Here is a 25,791-nt window from a genome sequence, read left to right on the forward strand (position 1 = left end):
CCCCGGTCCCAACGCCCTGGCCCCGCCGCCGGAGCGCGGGACGCCGTCGGCCCGGGGGAGCCGTCAGCAGGTCAGGCGAAGACCATCATGTTGTTGGCGATGATGATCCGGAGCGCATAGATTGCGATCAGCACGATCAGCGGCGCGAGATCGAGCCCGCCGGTATCGGGCAGGATGCGGCGCACCGGCGAATAGAGCGGCTCGAGCAGCCGGTTCAGGCCCGACCAGATCTGGCGCACCAGCGGTTGGTAGACGTTGAGAACGTTGAAGCTGATCAGCCAGGACATGATGATCTGGATGATGATGATGAACCAGACGATGTCGAGGATCAGCAGGAGGATCTGGAACAGAGACAGCATGGGCAGGCCTTTCCTGGGGCGGTTGCCCCAGAGGTAGGCGGACAGGCGCCGGCGCGCAACGGGCTTTCCGTCACGCTTTCCGCAGCGAGTCCCTTGACCGCGGGGCCGTCCCGGGCGAGGCAGGGTGGCCCCAAGCGCGACGGAACCCGCCGATGTATCCCTTCTTCCGCCTGTTCAAGGAACTCTACCTGCACCGCAAGGCCGAGCCGCTGCCGCTGACCGGCATCCATGTCTCGCGCCATGTCTGCTGGCCCTGGGATCTCGACATGTGGATGGAGCTGAACAACGGGCGCACGCTGACCCTGCTGGATCTGGGGCGGCTGCCGCTGGCGCAACGGGTCGGGCTGATCGGCGTGCTCAGGCGCGAGCGCTGGGCGCTGACCATGGCCGGCGTCTCGGTGCGCTACCGCCGCCGGGTGAAGATGTTCGACAGCTTCGAGATCCGGAGCCGCTGCGTCGGCTGGGATGACAAATTCCTTTATATCGAGCAGGGCATGTGGCGGCACGGCAATTGTGCCAATCATGCGCTCTACCGCGCGGCGGTGACCGACCGGAACGGCATCGTGCCGACGGCGCGGCTGATGGCGGCGATGGGGCAGGAGACGGCCTCGCCGCCGCTGCCCGGCTGGGTGCAGGCCTGGATCGCGGCCGAGGCCGAGCGACCCTGGCCGCCGATGACCGACTGAGCCGGGCGGGCCGCCAGAGTCTGGTGCAGGCCGGCGAAGACCGATTGCGGCGACGGCGGAAAGCCTGTCAGATGAGCGGGTTGCGGTATGGCGCGGACGGAGAGGCGATGACAGGGGTGACAGAGGCTGCGGCCCGGCGGCGGATCTGGGGCTGGTGGTTCTATGACTGGGCAAGCCAGCCCTATGCGACGCTTCTGCTGACCTTCATCTTCGCGCCCTATGTCAAGGACCTGCTGGGCGACGGCTCTGCCGCGCAGGCGGCCTGGGGCTATGGCGTGGGCGCGGCGGGTCTGGTGGTCGCGCTGCTGGCGCCGGTGCTGGGCGCCGTCGCCGATCGCAGCGGCTACCGGATGCGCTGGATCGCCCTGTTCTCGGCGCTTTACGTGATCGGCGCGGCCGGGCTCTGGTGTGCCGATCCGACCGGCTTCAGCCTGCCTCTGGTCCTTTGCTTCTTCGGGCTCGGGCTCGTTGGCATGGAATTCTCGGCGATCTTCGTCAATGCGATGATGCCCGAGCTCGGGCCGCGCGCCGAGCTGGGGCGGATCTCGGGCTCGGGCTGGGCCTTCGGCTATGTCGGCGGGCTGATCGCGCTGGTGATCACGCTGGCCTTCCTGGCCGAGAACGAGACCGGGCGCACGCTGATCGGCCTGCCGCCGGTCTTCGGGCTCGACCCCGCCACCCGCGAGGGCACCCGCGCGGTCGGGCCCTTCGTGGCCCTGTGGTACGCGGTCTCGATGATCCCCTTCTTCCTCTGGCTGAAGCTGCCGCGCCGTCCCGGAACCGGAACCCGAACCGCGACCGTGACCCGGGCGCTGGCCGAGGCCTTGCCCGAGCTTGGCCGGACCCTGAGGCGGCTGCCGCGCACGCCCAGCCTGTCGGCCTATCTTCTGTCCTCGATGTTCTACCGCGATGCGCTGAACGGCATGTATGTGTTCGGCGGCATCTATGCTGCGGGGGTGCTGGGCTGGTCGGTGGTCGATGTCGGCGTCTTCGGCATCCTCGCGGTGATCGCTGCGGCCCTTTTCGCCTGGCTCGGCGGTCGCGCCGACCGTCGCTTCGGGCCCAAGCCGGTGATCGTGGTCTGCCTGGTCACGCTGATCGCCGCGGCGGTTCTGGCGATCTCGATCTCGCGCGAGGCGGTGCTGTGGCTGCCGGTCGCCCCGGGCTCGGCTTTGCCCGACATCGCCTATTACGCGGTCGGCGCGGTGATCGGCGCGGCCGGCGGCGCGATGCAGAGCGCGAGCCGCACGATGATGGTGCGCCAGGCCAACCCGGCGCGGATGACAGAAAGCTTCGGGCTTTACGCGCTGTCGGGCAAGGCCACCGCCTTCATCGCGCCGATGTCGATCGGGATCGTGACCGATCTGAGCGGCTCGCAGCCTGCGGGCATTGTGCCTCTGGTTGTGCTTTTCCTGCTGGGGCTCGGTCTGCTAGGCTTCGTCCGGGCAGAGGGAGAACGGACGGAAAGATGGCACGCATCCTGATCGGAACCGGCCTGGCGGTCCTGCTGGCCCTGTCCATGGCGGCCCCGGCGCTTGCGGCGCCGACGGCGGCCTCGCTGTTCGGGGCCGAAAAGCGGGCCTCGCGGCAGGCGCCCCAGCCCATCGGAAGCTATGCCAGGGGTTGCGCCGCCGGGCTGGTGCAGCTGCCCGAGACCGGCCCGACCTGGCAGGCGATGCGGCTGTCGCGGAACCGCAACTGGGGCCAGCCCGAGATGATCGCCTTCATCCAGAGGTTGGGCGCCAGCGCCGCCGCCATCGGCTGGAAGGGCATCTATGTCGGCGATATCAGCCAGCCGCGGGGCGGGCCGATGACCAGCGGCCATGCCTCGCATCAGATCGGGCTCGATGCCGATATCTGGATGCTGCCGCCCGGGCGGCTGACCCTCAGCCGGGCCGATCGCGAGTCGATCTCGTCGATTTCGGTGCGTTCGGCCGATCAGCGCCGGGTGAACGGCAATTATACCGCGGCCCATGCCGCCCTGCTGCGCGCCGCGGCGATGGACCCTGCGGTCGACCGGATCTTCGTCACTGCCCCGGTCAAGATCGAGATGTGCCGGCATGCGACCCGGGCCGATCGCGACTGGCTGCAGAAGATCCGCCCCTATTACGGCCATCATTATCACTTCCATGTGCGTCTGAAATGCCCGGGCGGCGCGCGCAATTGCGTGACGCAGCGGCCGACGGTGGCCGAGCTGTCGAAGGGCGGCGACGGCTGCGACGAGACGCTGACCTGGTGGGTGACCGATTATCTCGACCCGCCGAAAAAGGCGGCCCGTCCGAAGCCGCCGGCCAAGCCCGCGCCGAAGAAGCGCGGCGCCCGCGACTACACCATGGATGACCTGCCGCGCGAATGCCGCAGGGTGCTGGCGGCCGACTGAGCGCTCAATCGGGACTTGTCAGGCCGGGGGCGGGGCAGTAGGAAGCCGCGTCCCGCGGGTGCACCCCCGTGCGGGCCAAGTCTCCGCGACCTTGCCAAAACGGAACCCGCAGCATGACCCGTCTTCTTCCCGGCATCCTTGCCATGGCCGCCATTGTCGTGGCCTCGAATATCCTCGTCCAGATCCTGTTCGGCCAGTGGCTGACCCTGGGCGCCTTCACCTATCCGCTGGCCTTTCTCGTGACCGATGTGATGAACCGCGTCTACGGTGTGGCCGCCGCCCGCCGCGTGGTTCTGGCGGGCTTCGTGATGGGTGTGATCTGTTCCTTCATCGGCACCCAGATCCAGGGCGAGTTCGGCCCGCTTGTCACCCTGCGCATCGCGCTGGCCTCGGGGCTGGCCTTCCTCAGCGCGCAACTGCTGGACGTTGCTGTCTTCGACCGGCTGCGCGCCGGACGCTGGTGGCGGGCGCCGCTGGCCTCGACCCTGATCGGATCGAGCGTCGATACCGCGATCTTCTTCACCGTCGCCTTTTCCGGCGCGCTGAGCTTTCTCGAGCCCGCAAACGACGTCTCTTGGGCCGGCGAGACGCTGCCGCTGCTGGGCGTCGGGCCGCAGGTGCCGCTTTGGGTGTCGCTCGCGATGGCGGACTGGAGTGTGAAACTTGCCCTCGCCTTGATCGCCCTTGTGCCGTTTCGCCTAATCGTAAGGCGCCTCACCGCACAGCTTGCGTAAATTAACTTTACATATACCAAATCTGTGGCAGGCTGAGCTCAACGGCAACAGCAGAAAGGAGGTGGTCCAGTGTCTAGAGTGATATTGGAGAAGGGTCTTGGAACAGTCAGGGGGGCCGTGGTCTGAGGGCAACCCCAAGGACTGTAAACCTTTGATTGGGCCCATGCTCTAACCGGGCCATCTCCGTAGCTCTCGGGGCCGTTCGCAAGAACGGCCCTTTCCATTCCGACCCCTCCATCCCGGAACCTCTTCCGCCCTGGCCTGCCCGCCTTACACCGGGTCTTCTTCCCGCGCCTTAACCATGCTGCGCCGTTCCGCTGTCGCGGGCCCTTGCACCCGGCGTCCGCCGCGATAGTCTCCGCCCCATGCTGCGCATCACCGATACGCTCGTCCTCGAGGACTGGGAGCTTACCGAGGTCTTCTCGCGCTCGTCTGGGCCCGGCGGGCAGAATGTAAACAAGGTCTCGACCGCGGTCGACCTGCGCTTCGAGGCCGAACGGTCGCCGAACCTGCCCGGCCCGGTCAAGACGCGGCTGAAGCGGCTGGCGGGGCGGCGCTGGACCCAGGAGGGCGCTGTGCTGATCCGGGTCGAGGAGACCCGCAGCCAGGCCCGCAACCGCGAGATCGCGCGCGAGCGGCTGGCCGAACTGATCCGGAAGGCGCTGGAAAAACCCAAGCGGCGGGTGCCGACCCGGCCGACGCTGGGCTCTCAGCGCAGGCGGCTCGCCGCCAAGAAGGAACGCGGCGCGGTCAAGGCGCTGCGCGGGTCGGTCGACGAGACCGACTAGGCCTCGACGAAATCGGGCTGGGCGTAGCCCTGCAGATACAGCAGCGCGGTCAGATCGCCGTGATTGACCCGCAGCTCGCATTGGGCCGCGACCGAGGGCTTGGCATGCAACGCAACACCCGCCCCGGCCAGCCCCAGCATGCCCAGATCGTTCGCGCCGTCGCCGACCGCCAGCGCGTCCTCAAGCCCGATGCCCAGCCGCGCCGTCACCTCGCGCAGCGCCTCGACCTTGGCCTCGCGGCCCAGGATCGGCTCGGCCACGGTGCCGGTCAGGCGCCCGTCCTCGATCAGAAGCGTGTTGGCGCGGTAGTCGTCAAAGCCGAGCGCGGCCCCGACCTTCGCCGCGAAATTGGTGAAGCCGCCCGAGACCAGCAGCGCATGGGCACCATTGGCCTTCATCGTCGCAACGAGCGTGCGGCCGCCCGGCATGAAGCTGATCCGCTCGGCCAGGACCTTGTCGATCACGCCGGCATCAAGCCCCCTGAGCAGCCCGACCCGCTCGCGCAGCGCGCCGTGGAAATCGAGTTCGCCATTCATCGCCCGTGCGGTAATCTCGGCCACGCGCGGACCGACCCCCGCCTCGGCGGCCAGCTCGTCGATGCATTCCTGTCGGATCATGGTCGAATCCATGTCGGCGATCAGCAGCTGCTTGCGGCGGTTCCGGGCGGGCTGCGCGGCAAGGTCGATCCCGAGCTTCTGCAGATCGGCCCAGACCTCGGGGAAATTGTCGGGCAGGTCGGCCAGCGGAAACTCGGCGGCGATGCCGGGCGCCAGCCACACCGCCTCGCCGCCGCCCCAGGCGTTCCGAAGCGATTCGACGGTGCCGCGCTCCAGCGCGGGCTGCGCGGGGTTGGTGAGCAGGGTGACGACAAACATGGGGCAGGTCCGATCGGCTACAGAGATGGCCGCAAGAGGCCGGTCATGCGTCGCAATAGCCGAGCTTTCGCTATTGCGCCAGAGCGGGCGCCGACGCATCCGCCGCGGCCGGAGGCCCCTTGCGGCCAACCGAGAGGATCACGCCGTGGCCTTCGGTTGCTGCAGAGGCTTGTGCTGCTCCGGCCCGAACCGGCCCGGTATCGGAAAAGCCGGCCGGGCGCAGTCGGGTTCTCCCGGGCCGCCAATTGCATGGATCGACCTGGATGCGCGGGGCCGTCTCGGCTCCTTTGCGCCACTGCCGCCCGGTCCTGCTTCTCATCTCTGACCCGATCCTAGATATTCGCGGGGCGCGTGTTGCCATGACCGGGGGCCTGCGCCGGGCCATGGCGAGCCAGGCGTTCCGGAGCCGCCCCTTGCCGCCACCCGGGCAAGCGGGCTGAGGGGCGGGCCTGGGCCTCCCAGCGCGGGTTTGGGCCGCCGGTCTCCGGGGTGCTGCGCACTGGCAGGGCCGGGCCGAACGGTTTCCGAATTCCCGATCCCGGCAGCCATGTCCTTCGGTTCCGGGAAGGTTTGGCTGTTTGCCTCTGCGTCGTATTTCTGTATGCGGAGGGCGTCCCGCCCCGGGCCCGGCCGCCTGCCGGGTGCTGGCCGTTCAGCGCCAATCTTCCGGACCCCCCAACACCCCGGACCGCCGCGCCCCTTGCCGGAGCGTCGACGGCCCGCCACAGGAGTGACCATGAACGCACTCTACGCCTATCGCGATCAGTGGATCGGAAACATCCGCGGCGATATCCTCGCCGGGCTGGTCGTTGCGCTGGCCCTGATCCCCGAGGCCATCGCGTTCTCGATCATCGCCGGTGTCGACCCGAAGATCGGGCTTTACGCCTCCTTCTCGATCGCGGTGATCGTGGCCATCACCGGCGGACGGCCCGGCATGATCTCGGCCGCGACAGCGGCGACGGCCGTTCTGATGGTGACCCTCGTAAAGGAGCACGGGCTGCAATACCTGCTGGCGGCCACCGTGCTGGCGGGGCTGATCCAGATCGGGGCGGGGCTGGCGAAGCTGGGCCATCTGATGCGCTTCGTCTCGCGTTCGGTCATCACGGGCTTCGTCAATGCGCTGGCGATCCTGATCTTCATCGCACAGGTGCCCGAGCTGATCGGCGTGAGCTGGGTGACCTATGTGATGGTCGCGGCGGGGCTTGCGATCATCTATCTCTTTCCGCTCCTGACGACCTCGGTGCCCTCGCCCCTGATCACGATCATCGTTCTGACGGCGGTGACGATGGCGCTCGGGATCGATGTGCGTACCGTGTCGGATATGGGAGATCTGCCCGATACGCTGCCGGTCTTCCTGATTCCCGACATCCCGCTGACGCTTGAGACGCTGCAGATCATCCTGCCCTATTCGATCGGGGTGGCCGCGGTGGGCCTGCTGGAAAGCCTGATGACGCAGACCATCGTGGACGATCTGACCGACACGCCCAGCGACCGGAACCAGGAATGCATCGGGCAGGGCATCGCCAATACCTGCACCGGTTTCATCGGCGGCATGGCGGGCTGCGCGATGATCGGCCAGTCGATGATCAACGTGAAATCGGGTGGGCGCGGGCGGCTGTCGACCTTCACCGCGGGGGCGATGCTTCTGTTCCTGATCGTCGTTCTGGGCGATCTGGTGGGGCAGATCCCGATGCCGGCGCTGGTGGCGATCATGATCATGGTCTCGATCGGGACATTCTCGTGGTCGTCGATCCGGAACCTGCGCGATCATCCGCGCTCGTCCTCCATCGTGATGCTGGCGACGGTGTTCTTCGTGGTCTACACCCACAACCTCGCGATCGGCGTTCTGGTCGGCGTGCTGCTGTCGGGCATCTTCTTCTCGGCCAAGATCGCGCAGCTGTTCAAGGTCCGCTCCGAGATCTCGCCCGACGGGCGCGAACGTACCTATGTGATCGAGGGCCAGCTGTTCTTCGCCTCGACCGAGCGCTTCATGCGGGCCTTCGATTTCAAGGAGGCGCTGGAGCGGGTCACCATCGATGTCAGCCGCGCGCATATCTGGGACGTCTCGTCCGTTGCGGCGCTGGACATGGCCGTGCTCAAGTTCCGCCGCGAGGGCGCCGAGGTCGAGATCGAGGGCATGAACGCCGCTTCGGAAACCATCGTCGACAGGCTTGCCGTCCATGACAAGCCCGGCGCGATGGACGATCTGTTGGGCCACTGAAGGGGAGATGTGACGATGACAGCCATGCTGATGGCCCTGGTCGATGGCTCGGCCTATTCCGAAAGCGTCTGCCGCCACGCGGCCTGGATCGCGAAACGCACCGGGGCGCAGGTCAAGCTCTACCATGTGCTCGATCCGCGCCGGGCGCAGGGGCGGCGCGATTTGTCCGGCTCGATCCGGCTGGGCGCGCGGACCCGGCTGATGGAACAGCTCAGCGATCTGGACGAACAGCACGCCAAGCTTTCGCAGGCCCAGGGGCGGGCGATCCTCGAGGATGCCAGGGCTCTGATCGAGCGTGAAGGCGTCGCCGATGTCATCACCCGGCTGCGCCAGGACGACATCGTCAACACCGTCGAGCAGAAAGAGGCGGCGGCCGAGATGATCGTGATCGGGAAGCGGGGCGAGGCCGCAGGGTTGGAGAGCCCGCATCTCGGCTCGAATTTCGAGCGGATCGTGCGCGCCAGTCAGAAGCCCGTCTTCGTCTCGAACCGCAGCTTCTCGCCGATAGACCGGGTACTGATCGCCTATGATGGCGGCGTCTCCTCGATGAAGGCGGTCGATTATGTCGCCCGTGACCCGATGTTTGCCGGACTCAAGGTGATCGTGGCCACCGCCGGTCAGGAAACGGCCGATCTGCGCCGTGCGCTGGAGAATGCGCGTGCCACGCTGAATGCGGGCGGTCACGAAGCCGAGGCGAAGATCCTGAAAGGCGCGCCGGACAAGGCCCTGGCCGATCTGGTCGAAACGGATGGCATCGACCTTCTGGTCATGGGCGCCTACGGGCATTCCCGCATACGGACCCTTGTCATCGGCTCGACCACCACCGAGATGATCCGGTCCTGCAAGGTTCCGGTCGTCCTCATGCGCTAGGTCGCGAGGGGCGGGCAGGCGGTCCGGACATGCTCGGTTCCGGTCCGCATCGTGACGTCTCCCGCGGCCCGTTCTTTTCCCTCGGCAGGGCCTCTCTTCGTTGCGATGGCCCGCGATGCCGCGCCCGGTGCCGATATGACCCGGGGGGCGGCAGTGGGCGTGCGCCGCCGACAGGTACGGCTGACGGCTTTTGCCGCCTTCAGCCGCAAGGTCATCCGGGCCGGGCGCCTGTCGGGGCCGGGGCTCGGGGCGGGCTTTCCGGCGGGCCGCTGCCGGATGTCGAATGCCATGCGAAAGCGACTCGACCCCATGGATTTCCGGGTCTTGGTCGCGAGGCAATGGCAAGCAATCCTGACCCCACTGCCACGCATTTCTGACCCAAACCGAACCTTCGACGCGCCCCGCGAGCGTGCCTGCTATACGGGACGAAGCTGCCGTTCTCGCTGCAAATAGTCATGTCCGCTTCCGGCCGAGGCTTTGTGGAAGCCCCAAGATGCGGTATGTTTTCTGCGTTACAGGAGTGCATGTATGTCGGGTTTATTGAAGGTGTTGATCGCGACCAGGTGACGCTGTTTCCGGACCGTCTTGAGGACTGGATCGATGAGGATCATCTGGTTCGGGTGGTGGATCTGTTTGTTGAACAGCTTGATCTGGCGGGCCTTGGTTTCGTGCGCGCGGCGCATGCGCGGACAGGGCGGCCCGGCTACCATCCCGCCGTTCTGCTGAAGCTATTCATCTATGGCTATCTCAACCGGATCCCATCCAGCCGCAGGCTGGAGCGCGAGGCCGGGCGCAATGTCGAGGTGATGTGGCTGCTTGGGCGCCTGGTGCCGGATCACAAGACCATTGCGGATTTCCGGCGTGAGAACGGATCGCCCATCCGCAAGACCTGCGCGCAATTCGTGGAGCTGTGCCGGCGGATCGGCACGCTGAAAGGCGATTGCGTGGCCATCGACGGAAGCAAATTCAAGGCGGTAAACAACCGCAACAAGAACTTCACCAAGGGCAAGATCGCCAGCCGTCTTGCGCATCTGGAGGCCGATGTCGAACGCTATATCACCGAGATGGTGCGCATCGACCGGCAGGAAACAGGCGAAGCGCGGTTGGAGAAGGTCACGCATCTGGCGCATCGATACGGGCGGCTCAAGCGGGAAATCGAGAAACTGATGGCCATGGACAAGGCTCTGGCCGATGCGCCGGACGGCCAGATCTCCCTGACTGATCCCGATGCCCGCGCTATGGCCACGAGCGCGCGCAACAGCGGGCTGGTGGGCTGCAATGTGTTAACTTAACCTTCTTGGCTAACGAATGACATTACGGTTTCGATGGGACGTCGCCCCATGTTTCGGTAACCCAGATGCGGGCGCTCGGTGTTGTAGTGGACACTCAAGATGAAACGGGCCCGGTCTTGTTCCGGGCCCGTGTCCTGCCTGCCGTCCCCATGCCGGGGTGTCGGGGGGACGTGTTACTGCGCCGCGATGGCGTCGTTCATGATCCGGGTGGCTTCCTCGACCCAGTCGGCACCGCCGATGCCATCGGCGAAACCGGGCCAGAGCGCTTTCGCCGCTTCCTGCCATTTCTCCTCGTCCTCGGGCGCACCGGTAAGGGTCATACCCAGCTCGACGAGCTTCTTCTTGGCGGCTTCGGTTTCCTCGGCCGAGACCTGACGCTCATATTGCGCGGCCTCTTCGCCGGCCCGGTCGAGCGCCTGTTGCAGATCCGCGGGCAGCCCCTGATAGAACCGCTCGGAGACGATGATCGGCCCCGACCAGATCAGATAGTGGATCTCGGTGATGTATTTCTGGACCTCGTAGAATTTCGACGAGATCGCCGTGGTATAGGGGTTCTCCTGGCCGTCGATCACGCCCTGTTGCAGCGCCGGGAACACTTCGGCCCAGGCCATCGGGATCGGGTCGAGCCCCCAGGACTTGAAGGTGTCGATGGCGATGTTGTTCTTCGAGACCCGGATCTTGAGCCCCTGCAGATCGTCCAGCGTCTTCACCTCGCGCCGGTCATTGGTCAGCACGCGGAAGCCCTTTTCGAAATAGCCCAGAACGCGCACCCCGGCCTCTTTCGGCAGGCGTTCGTTCAGCGGGCCCTTCAGCGCATCCATGGCGGCATGCGCCTCCTCGTTCGAGGTGAAGGCATAGGGCAGCATCATCACGCCGACCGAGGGCGCCAGCGGCACGAGGTTGCCGGTATAGAGGATCTCGGATTCGATCGAGCCCATGCGCAGCGCCTGGGCCACTTCCTGTTCAGAGCCAAGCTGGTTCGACGGGAAGATCTGCACCTTGATCCGGCCGTCGGAATATTGCTCGACCAGCTCCTGGAACTTGAGTGCGCCCTTGTGGGTCGGGTTGTTCTCGTTGTCGCCATGGCTGAGGCGCATGGTGTAGTCGGCGGCGGCTGCGGGCAGCGCGACGCACAGGGCCAGCGCGGCGGTGGCAAGGGTTCTGATGAACGGTTTCAAGATGGTCTCCTCCGGTTGAAACTCAGTTTATGAAGCCCAGCAAGCCGGGCAGCCACAGTGTCAGCTGGGGCACGAAGGCCACCAGCGCCATCACGGCGATCTCGGCGAACAGGAACGGGATCGAGGCCTTCGAGACCTTCTCGACCGTGGTTTCCCCGATCTCGGAGGCGACGAAGAGATTCACCCCGAGCGGTGGCGTCGAATAGCCGATCTCGCAGGCGATCACGAAGATGATGCCGAACTGGATCGGATCGATCCCCACATTGGCCACCACCGGCAGCAGCAGCGGGGTCAGGATGATGATCTGGGTCAGCGTCTCCATCCACATGCCGATGAAGACCAGCAGCACCAGGACGAGGACGATCAGCATGATCGGGTCGGAGACCGTATCGATCAGGAAGCCCGAGACCAGCTGCGGCACCTGGAACATCGACAGCATCCGGCCGATGATCCGCCCGGTGACCAGCACCAGCATCACGGTGCCGGTGATCCGCACGGCATAGACCACCGCGTCGACGAAGACCGGTATCCGGATCTCGCGATAGACGAAGATGCCGACGAAGAGCGCATAAAGCACCGCCACGACCGAGGCCTCGGTGACGGTGAAGGCGCCGGTATAGATGCCGCCGAGGATCAGGACCGGTGCGGCCAGCGCCCATTTCGCCTCGAGCGCCGCGCGGCCGATATTGCGCAGGCTGCGCGCCTCGACATCGCCCGAGCTGTAGCCGCGCCGGACCGAGATGAACCGGCTGGTGAGCCACAGCACCACCGCCAGCAGCAGCCCCGGCACCACGCCCGCGACGAAGAGCGCGCTGATCGAGGTCTCGGAGGTGATGCCGTAGATGATCATCGGGATCGAGGGCGGGATGACCACGCCGATGCCGCCTGCCGAAGAGGTGATCGCGGCGCCGAAGCCCCTGTCATAGCCATCGCGGATCATCGCCGGGATCATGATCGAGCCGATCGCCGCGGTGGTTGCGGGGCCCGAGCCCGAGATCGCGGCGAAGAAGGTGCAGGCGACGATGGTCACGGTGGCCAGCCCGCCCGGCGACGGCCCGACAATGGCCCGCGAGAAGCCGATCAGCCGCTGGGTCAGCCCGCCTTTCTCCATCAGGGTGCCGGCCAGGATGAACATCGGCACGGCGATGATGGTGAACTCGTCGACCGCCGAATAGGCCGTCTGCACGAGATAGGACATCGGCATGTTGGCACTGGTCATCGCCAGCACCGCGGCAAGCCCCATCGAGATGCCGACCGGCACGCCGATCAGCAGCAGAAGGACGAAGGACAACGCCATCAGAAGGGTCGGATCCATGGCCTCAGTCCCCGATACGGGCGTCGGCCGGGCCTTCGCCGGTCTGCCAGCGGCGGACCATCACCTGAAGGATGCGGATCGACATGAAGGCAAATCCGAGCGGCACGATCATCTGCACCCAGACCAGGTTGATACCCGTGGTCTGCGAGATGTAGGGAAATTCGAACATCGAGACGGTGAACTGGTAGCCGTACCAGATGACGACGGCGTTGAAGCCGAGCCAGAGCAGATCTGCCAGCGTCAGCATGACAAGCCGCAGCTTCGTCGGCAGCAGCCCGAGATGCAGCGAGACGCGGATATGCCGGTCGCCCTCGGCCGCGATGACAAAGCCGAAATAGACCGCCCAGACGAAGGCGAAGCGGCTGACTTCCTCGAGCCAGCTGAAGGACCGCCCCATGCCGAAGCGTGCGACGACCTGAAAGCCCAAAAGGGCCACCACGGCCGTCATCAGGATCGCCCCCAGCCATTCTTCCGGCGTGCGGCCTCCGAGGAATTTACGCATGCGCCCTCTCCCTTGCGAAATCGTCGATCTGCGCCCGGCGCTGCCGGGGATCGCCCTGCGCGAAGGCACGCAGCCACCGCGCCATGTCGGCGACAAAGCCTTCATCCTGCCCCAGCCGGGCGGGCCAGAGCGGCAGCGCCAGCACCTCGCGCGCGAAACCGGCCGCATCGCCGGCCGCCGCGCGGCGGCGCGCCATCTCGTCGCCCATCGGGTCCCGGGTCGGGATGCCGGTGCTGTCGGGCCTCGTGTCGCCCGCCTGCAGCGCCCATCCCGCCAGCACCATGGCCTGGATCTCGGCCGGGGCCCCGCGCTCCAACCGTTCGGCGGCCGGGGCCGCGATGCGCTGCGGCAGCTTGAAGCTCGCATCGCTCGCGATCTGGTTCAGCGGGTGGTGGATGGTCGGGTTCTGCAGCCGCGCGAGGCTGGTGCGGCCATAGGCCGTGAGGTCCTCGCCTTCGGGGCAGGCTAGCGTCTCGGCCTGCGCCTGCAGGAAAAGACCGGCCCAGTCCGACAGCACCGGATCGGTCGCCGCGTCATGGCTGCTTTCGTGTCCGCAAAGGCGTCCGAGCTCGGCATAGGCCGATTGCAGCCCGTTCAGAAGCCGGTGCTTCATGTGCTCATACGGCGCCAGATCGTCCACGATCTGGACCCCGGCCCGTTCCAGCGCTGGGCGCGGCCCGGCGAAGCGGTTCTCGATCACCCATTGGCGGAAGGGCTCGGCGACCACGCCCAGAGCATCCGGCCCGCCGCAGGCCGTCTCGAGCCGGGCGCGGCTGGAGGCCGACATCGCGGGCACGATCCGGTCGACCATCGAGGTCGGGAAGGCGACGTTCCGGTCCAGCCAGTCTGGCAGGCCGGGGAAGGCGCGCGCCGCATAGTCGCGCAGGACCGCGCCCAGAAGCGTGCCGTTATCGGCGACATTGTCGCAACTGGCGAGCGTGATCGGCCCGCCTCCGGCCCGGCGGCGGCGCTCGAGCATCCAGGCGAGATAGCCGATCGCGGTGACCGGCGCCTCGGGAGCGGCAAGGTCGTCCGCCACCGCCGCCGGATCGAGCCCGAAGCTGCCCGAGCGGTGGCAATAGCCCTTCTCGGTAATGGTCAGCGTGGCGAAATCGATCCCGGACCAGTCGACATCCGGCGCGGTGCGGGCGTCATGCAGGCCGAGCAGGGTGCCGATCTCGCGGCAGGCGCGGGTCTGGCCGTCATCGGTCAGCACCGCATAGATCCCGTTCTGCGCCGCATGGCGCGCGGCAAGATCGGGCGGGGTCAGGTTGATGCCGACAACGCCCCAGTCGCCGCCCGCGCGGGCCAGATCGTCGTAATAGCTTTGCTGATGGGCCCGGTGGAACGCTCCCACCCCGAGATGCGCCGCCCGCGGGCGCAGCGCCCCGGGCCTGTAGGTCAGGGCCGACATCATGGGAAATGCACCATCACCTTCAGAGCCGCGGTCTTGTCGAGCGCCCGGGCGAAGGCCTCTTCGGGGCGGTCGAGCGGCATGTCGGCCGAAATCATCGGGCGCAGGTCGACCTCGCCCCCGACGATCTGGCGCACGGCTTCGGCGAATTCGTCAATGAAGCGATAGGTGCCGACCAGCCGGATCTCGCGGGTCAGCAGCTTTGCCAGATCGACCGGTGCCTTCGGCGGCAGGAAGCCCACCTGCACCACGGTGCCCCGGGGCTTCGCGGCCGCGATGGCGGTGCCAAGCGCCGCGGCCGCGCCCGAGGCCTCGAAGACCGCGTCGCAGCGGGGGCTGTCGGTCAGGGCGGCCATCGCGGCCGGATCGCCCGCGTCGAAGACCTCGTCGACCCCCAGGTCGCGGGCCCGCGCCAGCGCGGCCGGGGCGATGTCGCTCATCAATATGCGGGCGGCCCCGGCGGCCCGGGCTGCGGTCGCGCACATCTGGCCGATGACGCCCGCACCGGTGACAAGCACCGTCGCGCCGGTCAGATCGCCCGCCATCGCCGCGGCATGCAGCGCCACCGCATAGGGTTCGGCCATGGCGACATGGCGCAGATCGGCCTCCTGCGGCAGGCCGATGCATTGCCGGGCCTCGACCACCAGCTCGCTGGCAAAGCCGCCATCGCAATGCGGAAACCGTGCGGCGCTGCCCATGAAGGCCATGTCGGTGCAGAGATTGGTGAGACCGCGGCGGCACTGATCGCAGCTCAGGCAGGGCCGGGCCGGTGTCACCGCCACCTTGTCGCCGGGCGCGAAGCCCTCGACGCCCTCGCCCGGCAGATCGACCACGGCCGAGAATTCATGGCCCAGCACCATCGGGCCGCGCAGGATCGAATCGCCGACCCGCCCATGCTGGAAATAATGGATGTCGGACCCGCAGATGCCGCCGAAGGCGAAGCGCAGGCGGATCTGTCCGCGGGCAGGATCCGGGCGCGGCGCCTCTTCGATGAGCACCCGCTCGGCACCATGGATGACACAAGCTTTCACGTTCCCCTCCTCCCTGAGGCGCAAGAAGTTTGCACTTGATGCGGAAAAATTTAGAACATACCATTCACGCAGCAGTCAAGATGGAATATTAATTCTAAAAATGCTGTCGAGCGGGGGGGAGACCGTGTCGCAAACAGATGGACGGGGAGCGCAGGCCATGAGCACCGACAGCGAGAATCCGGCGCCTGCGGCCGATTTCGACAGTTTGCGCGAAGCCATTGCGGACGCCCATGGCGATCTGAGCAAACGCCTGAAACTCATCGCGGATTTTGTCCTTCGCGATCCCTCTTCGGTGGCGTTTCGCACCGCTGCCACGCTGGCCGAGGATATCGGCGTCGCGCCCTCGGCCATCGTCCGCTTCGCCCAGCATTTCGGCTATTCGGGCTTTTCCGAGATGCAGGCCGTGTTCCGGGCGCAGCTGCAGGCCAGTTCCACACCCTATCAGGACCGCATCCGCGATCTGGCCAAAAGCGGCGCCGCACGCGACACCGCCGAGATGACCGACCGCTTCGTCGAGGCGGGCATCGCCTCGCTGCGTGCGCTGCGGCAGGCCGCTCCGGTCGAGCGGGTCGAGGCCGCCGCCCGGATGCTGGCCGAGGCGCGGATCGTCCATGTGATGGCGCACAAGCGCACCTTCACCGCCGCGACCTATCTTGCCTACAACCTCTCGCGGCTGGAGGTGCCGACCAATCTGCTCGACGGCAGCGGCGGCACGCTCGATCAGCAGATGGTGATGATCTCGCCCGAGGACACATTCGTCGCCTTTTCGTTCAGCCCCAGCGCCGAAGAGACCGTGGGGGCCTTCGAACGGGCCCGGGCCGCCGGCGCGCGCACCATCGCCATCACCGATCTGACCCGCGCCCCCTTCATTCACGCCGATTGCTGGTTCCAGCTTTCGGAGGCCAGCGTCGACGGGTTCCGCTCGCTCAACGCGACCATCTCACTGGCGCTGATCCTGGCCATCCGGGCCGGGACGCTCTGCGCCGAACTGCGATCCGACAACGAAGACTGAGGAAGTCCCATGTCCAGTCAGCCCTCTCCGATCTACGACATCATCACCATTGGCCGGACCTGTGCGGATCTTTATGCCGACCAGGTCGGCTGCAGCATGGAAGACGCCCGGAGCTTCTCGAAATATGTGGGCGGTTGCCCGACCAATATCGCGATCGGCGGGGCCCGGCTGGGGCTGAAGACCGCGCTTCTGAGCCGGGTCGGCAATGACCAGATGGGGCGCTTCGTGCGCGAGACGCTCGAGGCCGAGGGGGTCGAGACGCGCGGCCTTGCGACCGACCCCGAGCGGCTGACGGCGCTGGCCTTTCTGGGCCTCGAGGACGACCGCAACTTCCCGCTGCTCTTCGTGCGCACCGATTGCGCCGATGCGGCGCTGACCGAGGCCGATATCGACCCCGATTTCATCCGCTCGGCCGCTGCCATCGTCGTCACCGGAACGCATTTCTCGAAGCCCCATCTCGAGGCCGCCTCGTTCAAGGCGATGCGGATCGCGCGCGAGGCCGGGCGCAAGGTGATCTTCGACATCGATTACCGCCCCAATCTCTGGGGGCTGCTGGGCGCGGGCGACGGCGATATCCGCTTTGTCGCCGATGCGGCGGTGACGGCACGGGTCCAGAGCATCCTGCCCGGCTGCGATGTGGTCGTGGGCACCGATGACGAGGTGCGCATCGCCGGAGGCGCGACCGATACCCGCGAGGCGCTGGTCAATATCCGCAAGCTCACGGCGGCGATGATCGTGCTCAAGACCGGGCCGAAGGGCTGCCTCGTCTTCCCCGACGCCATTCCCGAGGATCTCGAGGAGGGCATCTCCTCGCAGGGCTTCCCGGTCGAGGTCTTCAACGTTCTGGGGGCCGGAGACGGCTTCATGGCGGGCTTCCTGCGCGGCTATGTGCGCGGTCTGGCCCTTGAGGAATGTTGCCGCATCGCCAATGCCTGCGGTGCCTTCGCGGTGTCGCGGCATGGCTGCGCGCCCGCCTATCCCAGCTGGGAGGAGCTGCAGTTCTTCCTCGAGCGCGGCGTCGTCAACCCGCGGCTGCGCGAGGATGCCGATCTGGAACATGTCCACTGGGCGACAACGCGGCGCGGCCACTGGGACAATGTCTGCGCCTTCGCCATCGACCATCGCGTCCAGCTCGAGGACATGGCCGCGCAATGCGGCGCCGATCCGGCGCGGATCGCCCGGCTCAAGGATCTCGCGCTTGATGCGATTCTGGCGGCGCGTCGCCCGGACATCATGCTCGGCACCCTGCTCGACAGCACCCATGGTCGGCAGGCCCTGTTCCGGGCCGAAAAGGAAGCCGTCTGGATCGGCCGCCCGGTCGAGCTGCCCGGCTCGCGCCCGCTGAAATTCGAGGGCGCGGCCTCGCTTGGCGCCGAGGTCGCCTCCTGGCCCCGCGATCACGTCATCAAATGCCTCGTCTTCTACAATCCCGACGACCCCGAGGTCCTGCGCCGGACCCAGCTCGACCAGCTGCACCGCCTGGCCTCGGCCGCGCGGCTCAGCCGCCACGAATATCTGATCGAGGTGATCGGCACGGCCGAAGGCAAGCGCGGCGAGACCGCCACCGCCGAGGCGATGCAGCAGATCTATGACGAGGGCATCCGCCCCGACTGGTGGAAGCTGCCCGACCAGAGCGCGGCCGGATGGGCCGGGGTCAGCGCGGTGATCGAGCGCAATGACCGCTGGTGCCGGGGCGTGCTGCTCCTGGGCCTGGATGCCCCGGCCGATGTCCTGACCCAGAGCATCGCCCGTGCCGCAGCCTGCAGCCATGTGCGCGGTTTCGCGGTCGGCCGCACCATCTTCGGCGCCGCGGCCCGGGCGTGGCTGGCGGGCGAGATCGACGATGACGTCGCGAAGGCGCGGATGCAAAGCCGTTTCGAGGAACTCATCGACTGCTGGCAGGCTGCGCGTCAGGCGAAGGCCGCCTGAGCCCTAGGCCCTGGACCCTGAGCCCTGGGCAAAGGCGGCAACCGGGCCCCGCAGATCGGACAGGGACAGCGAGCCATGCGCTGCCTTTGGTCATCGGGATGAATGATGCCCTTTCTCCGCCCGGAGCGCCGTTCCGGTTGGGGGGCGCGCGGGATTGCGAAAGGGAATCCATTTTCGGATCGCGGCCTTCGCCTCTGATCCTGCCTGCCCGGCCTGCAGCCAGATGCCTCCCAATGTCGGGGCGGCGGGTTGAAAAATGCTCCGGGGGACAATCCCTTGCCTCCATCGCGATGCTGAGGCTGGATCGGCGCAACCCGCCGGTCCGCGCTTTGACGGAGACCTTCCCTCCAGCAGCGCAAGAAATGCAAGCGGAAGGCGCAATATAGCCGCGGGCTCCACCGCAAGGATACCCGGATCGGCACCCGTTTCGCCGCCCTCAGGGATCGGCTTTCCCGGCAACGCGGCGCGACCGTTGCGGCGGTCCAGTCCCATTTGCAGCCTGCCTTGCCGCGACCGTCATCCTCTGACCGTCAAGATGAGCTCTGGCCCTGGAGGTGACGCCCGGGGGCTTTTGCAACGCCTGCTGTCGTGGAGGGCCCCGCGCGATCGTTGGCTGACGTGTGCCGAGGCAGCACGGCTGCTGCGGGCGGCGAGGAACCATCCGAAATCCCGGCACCTCGCACCCTTCATCCTCGTGGCGCTCTATACCGGCACCAGGAAAGAGGCGATCCTGGCACTGCGCTTCGCGCCCCACACTCTCAAGCACACCGCGGTCACATGGGCGATGCACAAGGGCGTCCCGCTCGCGGATGCTGCGGGCTTCTTCGGGACCACCGTCGCAACGCTCGAATCGGTATACCTGCACCACCACCCGAGCTTCCAGGAAGCCACAGCAAAGGCTCTGGATGGCTGGAAATGAGGGGGTTTCTTTGCAGCGGGAATTTTCGTGAAACTCTAAACCGCTGATTTTATTGGTCGGAGTGAGAGGATTCGAACCTCCGGCCCCTGCCTCCCGAAGACAGTGCTCTACCAGGCTGAGCTACACTCCGACCGCGTGACGGGGGACTTAACGCGGTCCGCAGACTTTGGCAAGAGCTCATTCCGGGGTCTCTTCGAGAGGCAGAAGCACCGGGGCCGGAGCGAGCCAGGCGCGGTCGGTGGCATCTGACGCGGCCAGGGCCGTGAAGACCCGCATGCGGCCTTTGCCCTGGAGCCCGACCGCGCCATCGCCGGGCGGGGTGCACGGGGTTTGTCTGGAATAAAAGGGTGCCGCGCAGTCCGGCGAGGCGCGCCCAAGGCGAGCGCATGGGGCTGTCACTACCGCGCTCGGGATGCGAATGACTGTCCGTCAGGTTCGGCCCGCCCCCGGCCCGGGCAGCGGCGGGGTGCCCCGGTCGTTTAGGGGGGCGCCGGGGCCGAGGCGGGAAGGGGCCGGTGTCGGTCAGGGAGGCGTTGCGAAGCCCCGGTCGGCCAGCAGGATGTCCGGCATCGATGCGACGGGGCGTGGCGCCATCCGGCCCTTGCGAAGAGGAGCCCCTCACCCTGACCGATGAGGAGAGGCATGATCCAGCGAGCCGCATTGCGCCGTAGAAGACCAGGATCTCTGTCGCATTTTCATGGATGCGGAGGCGCGTCGGCAGATCACTCCAGCGGACACAGATCGCGAACCGTTAGCGCGATTCCCGCCCCGGGGCGGGCGAGGCTGGGGAAACGTTGCGCAGGAAGCTGCGATGCCCGCCCTGCGCCCGCATTTGCGGCGCCCGGGGCGGCGGGGCAGGGCGCGCGCAAGCAGGCGCGCGCCCCGTGTCGGGTCAGAGGCTCGCGTCAAGCGCGGCGAGGATCGCGTCGCCCATCTGAGAGGTCGAGACAGGGGTGCCGCCCTCGGACTGCATCAGGTCGGCGGTGCGGACGCCATCGGCCAGCACCTTCTCGACCGCCTTTTCCAGACGGGTTGCCTCGGCGCCCTGATCGAAGGAATAGCGCAGCGCCATGGCAAAGCTCAGGATGCAGGCAATGGGGTTGGCCTTGCCCTGGCCCGCGATGTCGGGGGCCGAGCCGTGAACGGGTTCGTACATCGCCTTGGGCCGGCCGTTCTCCATCGGCGCGCCGAGGCTTGCCGAGGGCAGCATCCCGAGCGAGCCGGTCAGCATCGCGGCCACGTCCGACAAAAGGTCGCCGAAGAGGTTGTCGGTCAGGATCACGTCGAACTGCTTCGGCCAGCGGCAGAGCTGCATGCCGCCGGCATCGGCATACATGTGGCTCAGTTCCACGTCGGGATAGCTTTCGTCATGGACCTTCTGGACGACCTCGCGCCAGAGGATGCCCGATTCCATCACATTGGCCTTCTCCATCGAGCAGACCTTGTTGCCGCGCTTCCGCGCCAGCTCGAAGGCCGAGCGCGCCACGCGGTCGATCTCGGCTTCGGTATAGCGCTGGGTGTTCAGACCGACGCGCTGGCCGCCTTCCTCGATGATGCCGCGCGGCTCGCCAAAATAGATGCCCGAGGTCAGCTCGCGCACGATCATGATGTCGAGGCCCGAGACCACGTCGCGTTTCAGCGACGAGAAATCGGCCAGCGCATCGAAGCATTGCGCTGGGCGCAGGTTGGCGAAGAGATCCATCTCCTTCCGGAGCCGCAGCAGGCCGCGCTCGGGCTTCAGGCTGAAATCGAGATTGTCGTATTGCGGGCCGCCGACCGCGCCCAGCAGGACCGCGTCGACCTCTTGCGCCTTGGCCATGGTGGCGTCCGACAGCGGCTTGCCATGGGCGTCATAGGCCGCGCCGCCCACCAGATCCTCGGTCACGTCGAAGCTGAGACCGCGCTTGTCCCCGAACCAGTCGATGATCCGGGTGACCTCGGCCATCACCTCGGGGCCGATGCCGTCGCCGGGCAGGATCAGAAGGGTGTTGCTCATGAGCGGATGTCCTTGTCTTGAAGGGTTATGGGTGGGGTAGCGGGCCGGTCCGGAGGCGTCAAGGCAGGGCCAGATCGGCCCAGACGAGACGGTGGCGCGAGGCGGTGCGCACGGTCTCGGCCAGCGGGCCATCGGCGGGCCAGAAGACGCCCGCGCCGGTAACTTCGATCCCGGAAGAGGGCAGAACGTAATCGACGCGAAGATTTCCGGGGGCGTCCCCCTCGGGGGTATCGTCCCATTCGGCGGTGTCGCGCGCCGGATCGCCCCGCTGGGTGGCATTGGCACCGGTCTGCGGGGCTGCGGCGGCGCCCGGGCTCGTGGGCCGGGGATCGGTCAGGCGCGGATCGGCGAGGAAGGCACGCATCGCGGCGCTGCGCCCGTCGCCATCCTCGGGGTCGAGATTGGCATCGCCCAGCACCACGAAGGGGCCTTCGGGCGGCGGCACATCCAGCGCGCCATCGATATAGAGCGTCCAGAGCCGAAGCTCGTCGCGGTTCCTCAGCCCGTTCCGGTCCTCGGGGCCGTCGAAGACGGGCGGGCTGGCATGGAAGGTCAGCAGATGCAGGACGGTGCCGCCCAGATCTACCGGCACATCCCAATGCCCGGTGGTCGAGAGCCGCTGCACCGCCTGCGCCCCGGCCGAGGGAAAGGGGGTGCCGTCCATCTCGGGCAGGGTCGCGCCGGGCAGGTCGCGCCAGAGCATCGCCGAGAAATCGCGGACCTCATCGGTCAGGATGGGAAAGCGCGACAGGATCGCCATGCCGTCCTGCCCGGCGAAATAGCCGAAGCCCTGGGCATCGCCCGACCCGCCCACGCGGCCGTCGCCATCGAGATCGAGCCCGGTGCGCAGGCCGGTATTGGGTCTCAGCGCCAAGCGATGGGGATAGTCGAGATCGCGGGCGCGGAGCCGCTCGGCCAGCGCCGTCAGCGCCAGACCGTCGAGATCGTAATCGATGCCCTGCAGCGCAAGGATGTCGGGGCGTGCAGCGGCGATCACGTCGAGCACGGCCGCCACCTGCGGGTCCTTGTCCGAGAGGATGTCGCGCAGCATGAGGCCGGGGCCCTTGCGCGACAGATCTGTATTGAAGCTTGCCACGCGCAGATCGGCGGCGGCCGGAAAGGCGCAAAAAGCGGCAAGCAGGCCCGGCAGCAATGCGGCGGGCCTGCGCATCCGGGTCAGACCCAGGGCCGTTCCTGGGCCATCTTCGACTCGAATCCGTCGATGGCGGTCGCCTTATTCAGGGTCAGGCCGATATCGTCGAGCCCCTCCAGCAGGCAATGCTTGCGGAACGGGTCGACCTCGAAGGCGATCTCGACCCCGTCCGAGGTGGTGATCGTCTGGTTCTCGAGGTCGATGGTCATGCGGGCATTGGCGCCCTTCTCGGCATCCTTCATCAGGATGTCGACCTGCTCCTGCGGCAGCGGGATCGGCAGGATGCCGTTCTTGAAGCAGTTGTTGAAGAAGATGTCGGCAAAGCTGGGTGCGATCACGCAGCGGATGCCGAAATCCTTGATCGCCCAGGGGGCGTGTTCGCGCGAGGACCCGCAGCCGAAATTGTCGCCCGCGACCAGGATCTGCGTCTCGCGATAGGCGGGCTTGTTCAGCACGAAATCGGGGGTCTCGTTGCCGTCCTGATCATAGCGCATCTCGTCGAACAGGTTCACCCCCAGCCCCTCGCGCTTGATCGTCTTGAGGTACTGCTTGGGGATGATCATGTCGGTGTCGATATTGACCAGCGGCAGCGGCGCGGCGATACCGGTGAGTTTCTCGAATTTATCCATTCGTTTCAGGTCTCCTAGGGCCGGACGCGCCGCATGCGGGCGGCAGGGTCAGGCAGGTGTTTCAACATGGCGCGGCCGCCGCGCGACGATCCCGAAGGCGATCAGGCCGATCCCGTCCACGATCAGCTCGATCCCCAGCAGCAGCCCCAGAAGCGTGGTGGCGGCAGCAAAGAAGTTCGAGAAGATCAGGACCCCGATCAGGACCGAGGCGGCCCCGGTCAGAAGCAGCAGCCAGAACAGGTTGGTATGGCGGAAGGTGAAGGACAGCATCGCCCGCATGACGCCCATGGCCATGAAGAGCAGGCCAAGCAGAAGCGTCATCCAGGCGGCTCCGACCAGCGGGTTGATCAGGATCGACAGGCCCGCCAGCAGGAACAGAATGCCGACGAAGCCGTTGAGCCAGCGGTGACTGTCAGGCCCGCCTCGCATCACCGTGATCGTCTGGAGCAGACCGGCAATCAGGAACACGAGCCCGACGATCTGCGTTGCCGCGATGGTGGCGGCGAAGGGGTTGGCCAGCGCCACCACTCCGCCGATTAAGAGCGCGAGGCCGATGAGCGTGTAGATGAGCCAGTTTTTCATGGGAACCTCCTTGATGTAAGATTGTGTCGCCAGATCAACAGCCAGGGCGACCGATGGGTTCCCACGCGCGGATCCCGCCCGGCGGCCGCCCGGGCCGCCTTGAAACTGGGAGGAATCCGGCGCTTCATTGCCTTCGACGCCTTTGGTTCAGACAGTCTCGGCCAGCAGCTCGCGCACGTCGGTCAGGTGCCCCGTGACCGCCGCAGCGGCCGCCATGACCGGGCTCATCAGATGGGTGCGCCCGCCCCGGCCCATGCGGCCCTCGAAGTTGCGGTTCGAGGTGGCGGCACAGCGTTCGCCCGGCGACAACTGGTCGGGGTTCATGCCAAGGCACATCGAACAGCCTGCAAGCCGCCATTCGAAGCCCGCCTCGGTGAAGACCTTGTCGAGCCCCTCTTCCTCGGCCTGCGCCCGCACCAGGCCCGAACCCGGCACGACCATGCCGCGCACGCCCGGCGCCAGTTTCTTGCCCTTCAGGATCTCGGCCGCGGCGCGCAGATCCTCGATCCGGCCATTGGTGCAGGAGCCGATGAAGACGGCATCGACCTTGATCTCGGTCAGCGGCGTGCCGGGTTTCAGCCCCATATAGTCGAGCGAGCGGCGCGCGGCCTCGACCTTGCCGCCCTGGAAGTCCTCGGGCGCGGGCACGGCGCCGGTGATCGGCAGCACGTCCTCGGGCGAGGTGCCCCAGGTCACCACTGGGGCGATGTCTTCGGCGCGGATCGTGATGACCTTGTCCCAATGGGCATCGTCGTCGGATTTCAGCGTCTTCCACCAGGCAAGCGCGGCTTCCCATTGCGCGCCCTTCGGCGCATGGGGGCGGCCCTTGACGTATTCGAAGGTGGTTTCGTCAGGCGCGATCAGGCCCGCGCGCGCGCCGCCCTCGATCGCCATGTTGCAGACCGTCATTCGGCCTTCCATCGACAGCGCGCGGATCGCCTCGCCGCAATATTCGATGACATAGCCGGTGCCGCCCGCTGTGCCGGTCTTGCCGATCACCGCAAGGGTGATGTCCTTGGCCGTGACGCCCGGCGGCAGCGTGCCGGTGATCTCGACCTTCATGTTCTTCGACTTCTTCTGGATCAGCGTCTGGGTGGCCAGAACATGTTCCACCTCGGAGGTGCCGATCCCGTGCGCGAGCGCCCCGAAGGCGCCATGGGTCGCGGTATGGCTGTCGCCGCAGACAACGGTCATGCCGGGCAGGGTCCAGCCCTGTTCGGGGCCGACGATGTGGACGATCCCCTGCCGGATATCCGAGACCGGGTAATAGACCACGCCGAAATCGCGCGCGTTCTTGTCGAGCGCCTCGACCTGGATGCGGCTTTCCTCGTTGTCGATCTTCGTCTCGCGCCCTTCGGTGGTGGGCACGTTGTGATCGGGCACGGCGATGGTCTTTTCGGGCGCGCGCACGGTGCGGCCCGTCATCCGCAGCCCTTCGAAGGCCTGCGGGCTCGTCACCTCATGCACGAGATGGCGGTCGATATACAGAAGGCAGGTGCCGTCCTCGGCCTGGTCGACCAGGTGGGCATCCCACAGCTTGTCATAGAGGGTCTTGCCGGTCATGGAATTCTCCGCGGCTATGTCACTTGGCAAATGGAGAAACGGGTGCTGACGCCGCCTCAAAGGCGGGCGAGCACCGATCGGGTCGCGCCGAAGAATCGCCAGGGCAGGCGCGCGCGGTCGTCCATGTCGAAGACGCGTTTCATGAGAGCGGGATACTCCTTTGCCCCGCGTCGATCAAGGGCATGCGCTTGTCGGGGCGGAGGAGCATCCTGACGATGTCGATGCATCCTCTGCCGCATATCTTGCGGCGATGACGGAATGCAGTCGTTCACGCCTGGTGCGCCCCATATCTCTGTTGCCCCCGCCCGACGCCCACCAGCGCCGCCGAGGCCCGGCGTTTCCATCCGGGGGCAAGGCTTCCGC

The 25,791-nt window shown here is 66.9% G+C and carries 22 protein-coding genes, 1 tRNA gene and 1 pseudogene; 11 read left to right on the plus strand and 13 right to left on the minus strand.

The window, feature by feature from the left end; genetic code table 11:
• Positions 1–71: 71 nt before the first annotated feature.
• Positions 72–359, minus strand: a complete 288-nt coding sequence (locus ACK8CO_RS10270) for a YggT family protein (protein WP_080617761.1) — start codon at positions 357–359, stop codon at positions 72–74.
• Positions 360–511: 152 nt separating this feature from the next.
• On the opposite strand from ACK8CO_RS10270, the gene ACK8CO_RS10275 reads away from it, so the two are divergent.
• From ACK8CO_RS10275 to arfB, 5 genes are all read left to right on the plus strand, one after another.
• Positions 512–1,045: an acyl-CoA thioesterase gene (locus ACK8CO_RS10275; RefSeq protein ID WP_080617760.1), complete on the plus strand. Its 534-nt coding sequence runs from the start codon at positions 512–514 to the stop codon at positions 1,043–1,045.
• 107 nt (positions 1,046–1,152) lie between these two features.
• Positions 1,153–2,529 carry an MFS transporter gene (locus ACK8CO_RS10280; protein ID WP_414896561.1) on the plus strand — a complete coding sequence of 459 codons (1,377 nt, stop codon included), beginning with the start codon at positions 1,153–1,155 and terminating at the stop codon, positions 2,527–2,529.
• Positions 2,514–3,425 carry a penicillin-insensitive murein endopeptidase gene (gene mepA, locus ACK8CO_RS10285; RefSeq protein ID WP_080617758.1) on the plus strand — a complete coding sequence of 304 codons (912 nt, stop codon included), beginning with the start codon at positions 2,514–2,516 and terminating at the stop codon, positions 3,423–3,425. Before ACK8CO_RS10280 ends, mepA begins: the two co-directional genes overlap by 16 nt.
• Before the next feature lie 113 nt (positions 3,426–3,538).
• Complete coding sequence (locus ACK8CO_RS10290) at positions 3,539–4,159, plus strand: queuosine precursor transporter (RefSeq protein WP_080617757.1); 621 nt, start codon at positions 3,539–3,541, stop codon at positions 4,157–4,159.
• Positions 4,160–4,524: 365 nt separating this feature from the next.
• The gene (gene arfB / locus ACK8CO_RS10295; protein ID WP_080617756.1) at positions 4,525–4,947 is read left to right on the plus strand and encodes an alternative ribosome rescue aminoacyl-tRNA hydrolase ArfB; all 423 of its coding nucleotides are present in this window, start codon (positions 4,525–4,527) and stop codon (positions 4,945–4,947) included.
• Here arfB and serB read toward each other — a convergent pair.
• Positions 4,944–5,822 carry a phosphoserine phosphatase SerB gene (serB, locus tag ACK8CO_RS10300; RefSeq protein WP_414896562.1) on the minus strand — a complete coding sequence of 293 codons (879 nt, stop codon included), beginning with the start codon at positions 5,820–5,822 and terminating at the stop codon, positions 4,944–4,946. The two genes, arfB and serB, sit on opposite strands and share 4 nt — an antisense overlap.
• A 736-nt stretch (positions 5,823–6,558) precedes the next feature.
• Between serB and ACK8CO_RS10305 the strand changes: the two genes are divergently transcribed.
• The 3 genes and pseudogenes from ACK8CO_RS10305 to ACK8CO_RS10315 all read left to right on the plus strand — a co-directional run.
• Positions 6,559–8,043 (plus strand): SulP family inorganic anion transporter, encoded by a 1,485-nt coding sequence (locus ACK8CO_RS10305; RefSeq protein ID WP_080617754.1) that lies wholly within the window; start codon positions 6,559–6,561, stop codon positions 8,041–8,043.
• Positions 8,044–8,058: 15 nt separating this feature from the next.
• Entirely contained in the window at positions 8,059–8,913 is an 855-nt protein-coding gene (locus ACK8CO_RS10310; protein ID WP_414896563.1) for a universal stress protein, read from the plus strand.
• Between the two features lie 524 nt (positions 8,914–9,437).
• Positions 9,438–10,202: pseudogene (locus ACK8CO_RS10315) on the plus strand (transposase); the annotation flags it as partial.
• Between the two features lie 176 nt (positions 10,203–10,378).
• On the opposite strand, the gene ACK8CO_RS10320 reads toward ACK8CO_RS10315, so the two are convergent.
• From ACK8CO_RS10320 to ACK8CO_RS10340, 5 genes are read right to left on the minus strand one after another with little or no spacing between them, the layout of a single operon-like run.
• A complete protein-coding gene (locus ACK8CO_RS10320; RefSeq protein ID WP_231119170.1) occupies positions 10,379–11,383 on the minus strand; it encodes a TRAP transporter substrate-binding protein in 1,005 nt (334 codons plus the stop codon).
• 22 nt (positions 11,384–11,405) lie between these two features.
• Positions 11,406–12,698, minus strand: a complete 1,293-nt coding sequence (locus ACK8CO_RS10325; RefSeq protein WP_080617751.1) for a TRAP transporter large permease — start codon at positions 12,696–12,698, stop codon at positions 11,406–11,408.
• Between the two features lie 4 nt (positions 12,699–12,702).
• Positions 12,703–13,200 (minus strand): TRAP transporter small permease, encoded by a 498-nt coding sequence (locus tag ACK8CO_RS10330; RefSeq protein ID WP_414896564.1) that lies wholly within the window; start codon positions 13,198–13,200, stop codon positions 12,703–12,705.
• Entirely contained in the window at positions 13,193–14,617 is a 1,425-nt protein-coding gene (locus ACK8CO_RS10335) for a mannitol dehydrogenase family protein (protein WP_414896565.1), read from the minus strand. The genes ACK8CO_RS10330 and ACK8CO_RS10335 overlap by 8 nt, the downstream gene beginning before the upstream one ends.
• Positions 14,614–15,645, minus strand: coding sequence for an L-idonate 5-dehydrogenase (locus ACK8CO_RS10340; RefSeq protein ID WP_414896566.1), 1,032 nt, complete (start codon positions 15,643–15,645; stop codon positions 14,614–14,616). The genes ACK8CO_RS10335 and ACK8CO_RS10340 overlap by 4 nt, the downstream gene beginning before the upstream one ends.
• A gap of 157 nt (positions 15,646–15,802) precedes the next feature.
• Between ACK8CO_RS10340 and ACK8CO_RS10345 the strand changes: the two genes are divergently transcribed.
• The 3 genes from ACK8CO_RS10345 (at position 15,803) to ACK8CO_RS10355 (ending at position 19,505) form a co-directional block, all read left to right on the plus strand.
• Positions 15,803–16,657 (plus strand): MurR/RpiR family transcriptional regulator, encoded by an 855-nt coding sequence (locus ACK8CO_RS10345; protein ID WP_414896567.1) that lies wholly within the window; start codon positions 15,803–15,805, stop codon positions 16,655–16,657.
• 9 nt (positions 16,658–16,666) lie between these two features.
• Positions 16,667–18,586: a bifunctional 5-dehydro-2-deoxygluconokinase/5-dehydro-2-deoxyphosphogluconate aldolase gene (locus tag ACK8CO_RS10350; RefSeq protein WP_414896568.1), complete on the plus strand. Its 1,920-nt coding sequence runs from the start codon at positions 16,667–16,669 to the stop codon at positions 18,584–18,586.
• 571 nt (positions 18,587–19,157) lie between these two features.
• Entirely contained in the window at positions 19,158–19,505 is a 348-nt protein-coding gene (locus tag ACK8CO_RS10355; protein ID WP_414896569.1) for a hypothetical protein, read from the plus strand.
• A gap of 53 nt (positions 19,506–19,558) precedes the next feature.
• On the opposite strand, the gene ACK8CO_RS10360 is transcribed toward ACK8CO_RS10355, so the two are convergent.
• The 6 genes from ACK8CO_RS10360 to leuC form a co-directional block, all read right to left on the minus strand.
• Positions 19,559–19,635: transfer RNA gene (locus ACK8CO_RS10360), tRNA-Pro, on the minus strand.
• 762 nt (positions 19,636–20,397) lie between these two features.
• Positions 20,398–21,501 carry a 3-isopropylmalate dehydrogenase gene (gene leuB / locus ACK8CO_RS10365; RefSeq protein WP_414896570.1) on the minus strand — a complete coding sequence of 368 codons (1,104 nt, stop codon included), beginning with the start codon at positions 21,499–21,501 and terminating at the stop codon, positions 20,398–20,400.
• 58 nt (positions 21,502–21,559) lie between these two features.
• The gene (locus ACK8CO_RS10370) at positions 21,560–22,672 is read right to left on the minus strand and encodes an endonuclease/exonuclease/phosphatase family protein (RefSeq protein ID WP_414896571.1); all 1,113 of its coding nucleotides are present in this window, start codon (positions 22,670–22,672) and stop codon (positions 21,560–21,562) included.
• 5 nt (positions 22,673–22,677) lie between these two features.
• The gene (gene leuD / locus ACK8CO_RS10375; RefSeq protein WP_080617722.1) at positions 22,678–23,283 is read right to left on the minus strand and encodes a 3-isopropylmalate dehydratase small subunit; all 606 of its coding nucleotides are present in this window, start codon (positions 23,281–23,283) and stop codon (positions 22,678–22,680) included.
• A gap of 48 nt (positions 23,284–23,331) precedes the next feature.
• Positions 23,332–23,865 carry an HdeD family acid-resistance protein gene (locus tag ACK8CO_RS10380; RefSeq protein ID WP_080617721.1) on the minus strand — a complete coding sequence of 178 codons (534 nt, stop codon included), beginning with the start codon at positions 23,863–23,865 and terminating at the stop codon, positions 23,332–23,334.
• Positions 23,866–24,012: 147 nt separating this feature from the next.
• Positions 24,013–25,428: a 3-isopropylmalate dehydratase large subunit gene (gene leuC, locus ACK8CO_RS10385; RefSeq protein WP_414896572.1), complete on the minus strand. Its 1,416-nt coding sequence runs from the start codon at positions 25,426–25,428 to the stop codon at positions 24,013–24,015.
• Positions 25,429–25,791: the final 363 nt, after the last annotated feature.

This window comes from Rhodovulum sp. HP10 (genome assembly GCF_047553435.1).
In the GTDB taxonomy this organism is placed as follows: domain Bacteria; phylum Pseudomonadota; class Alphaproteobacteria; order Rhodobacterales; family Rhodobacteraceae; genus Rhodovulum.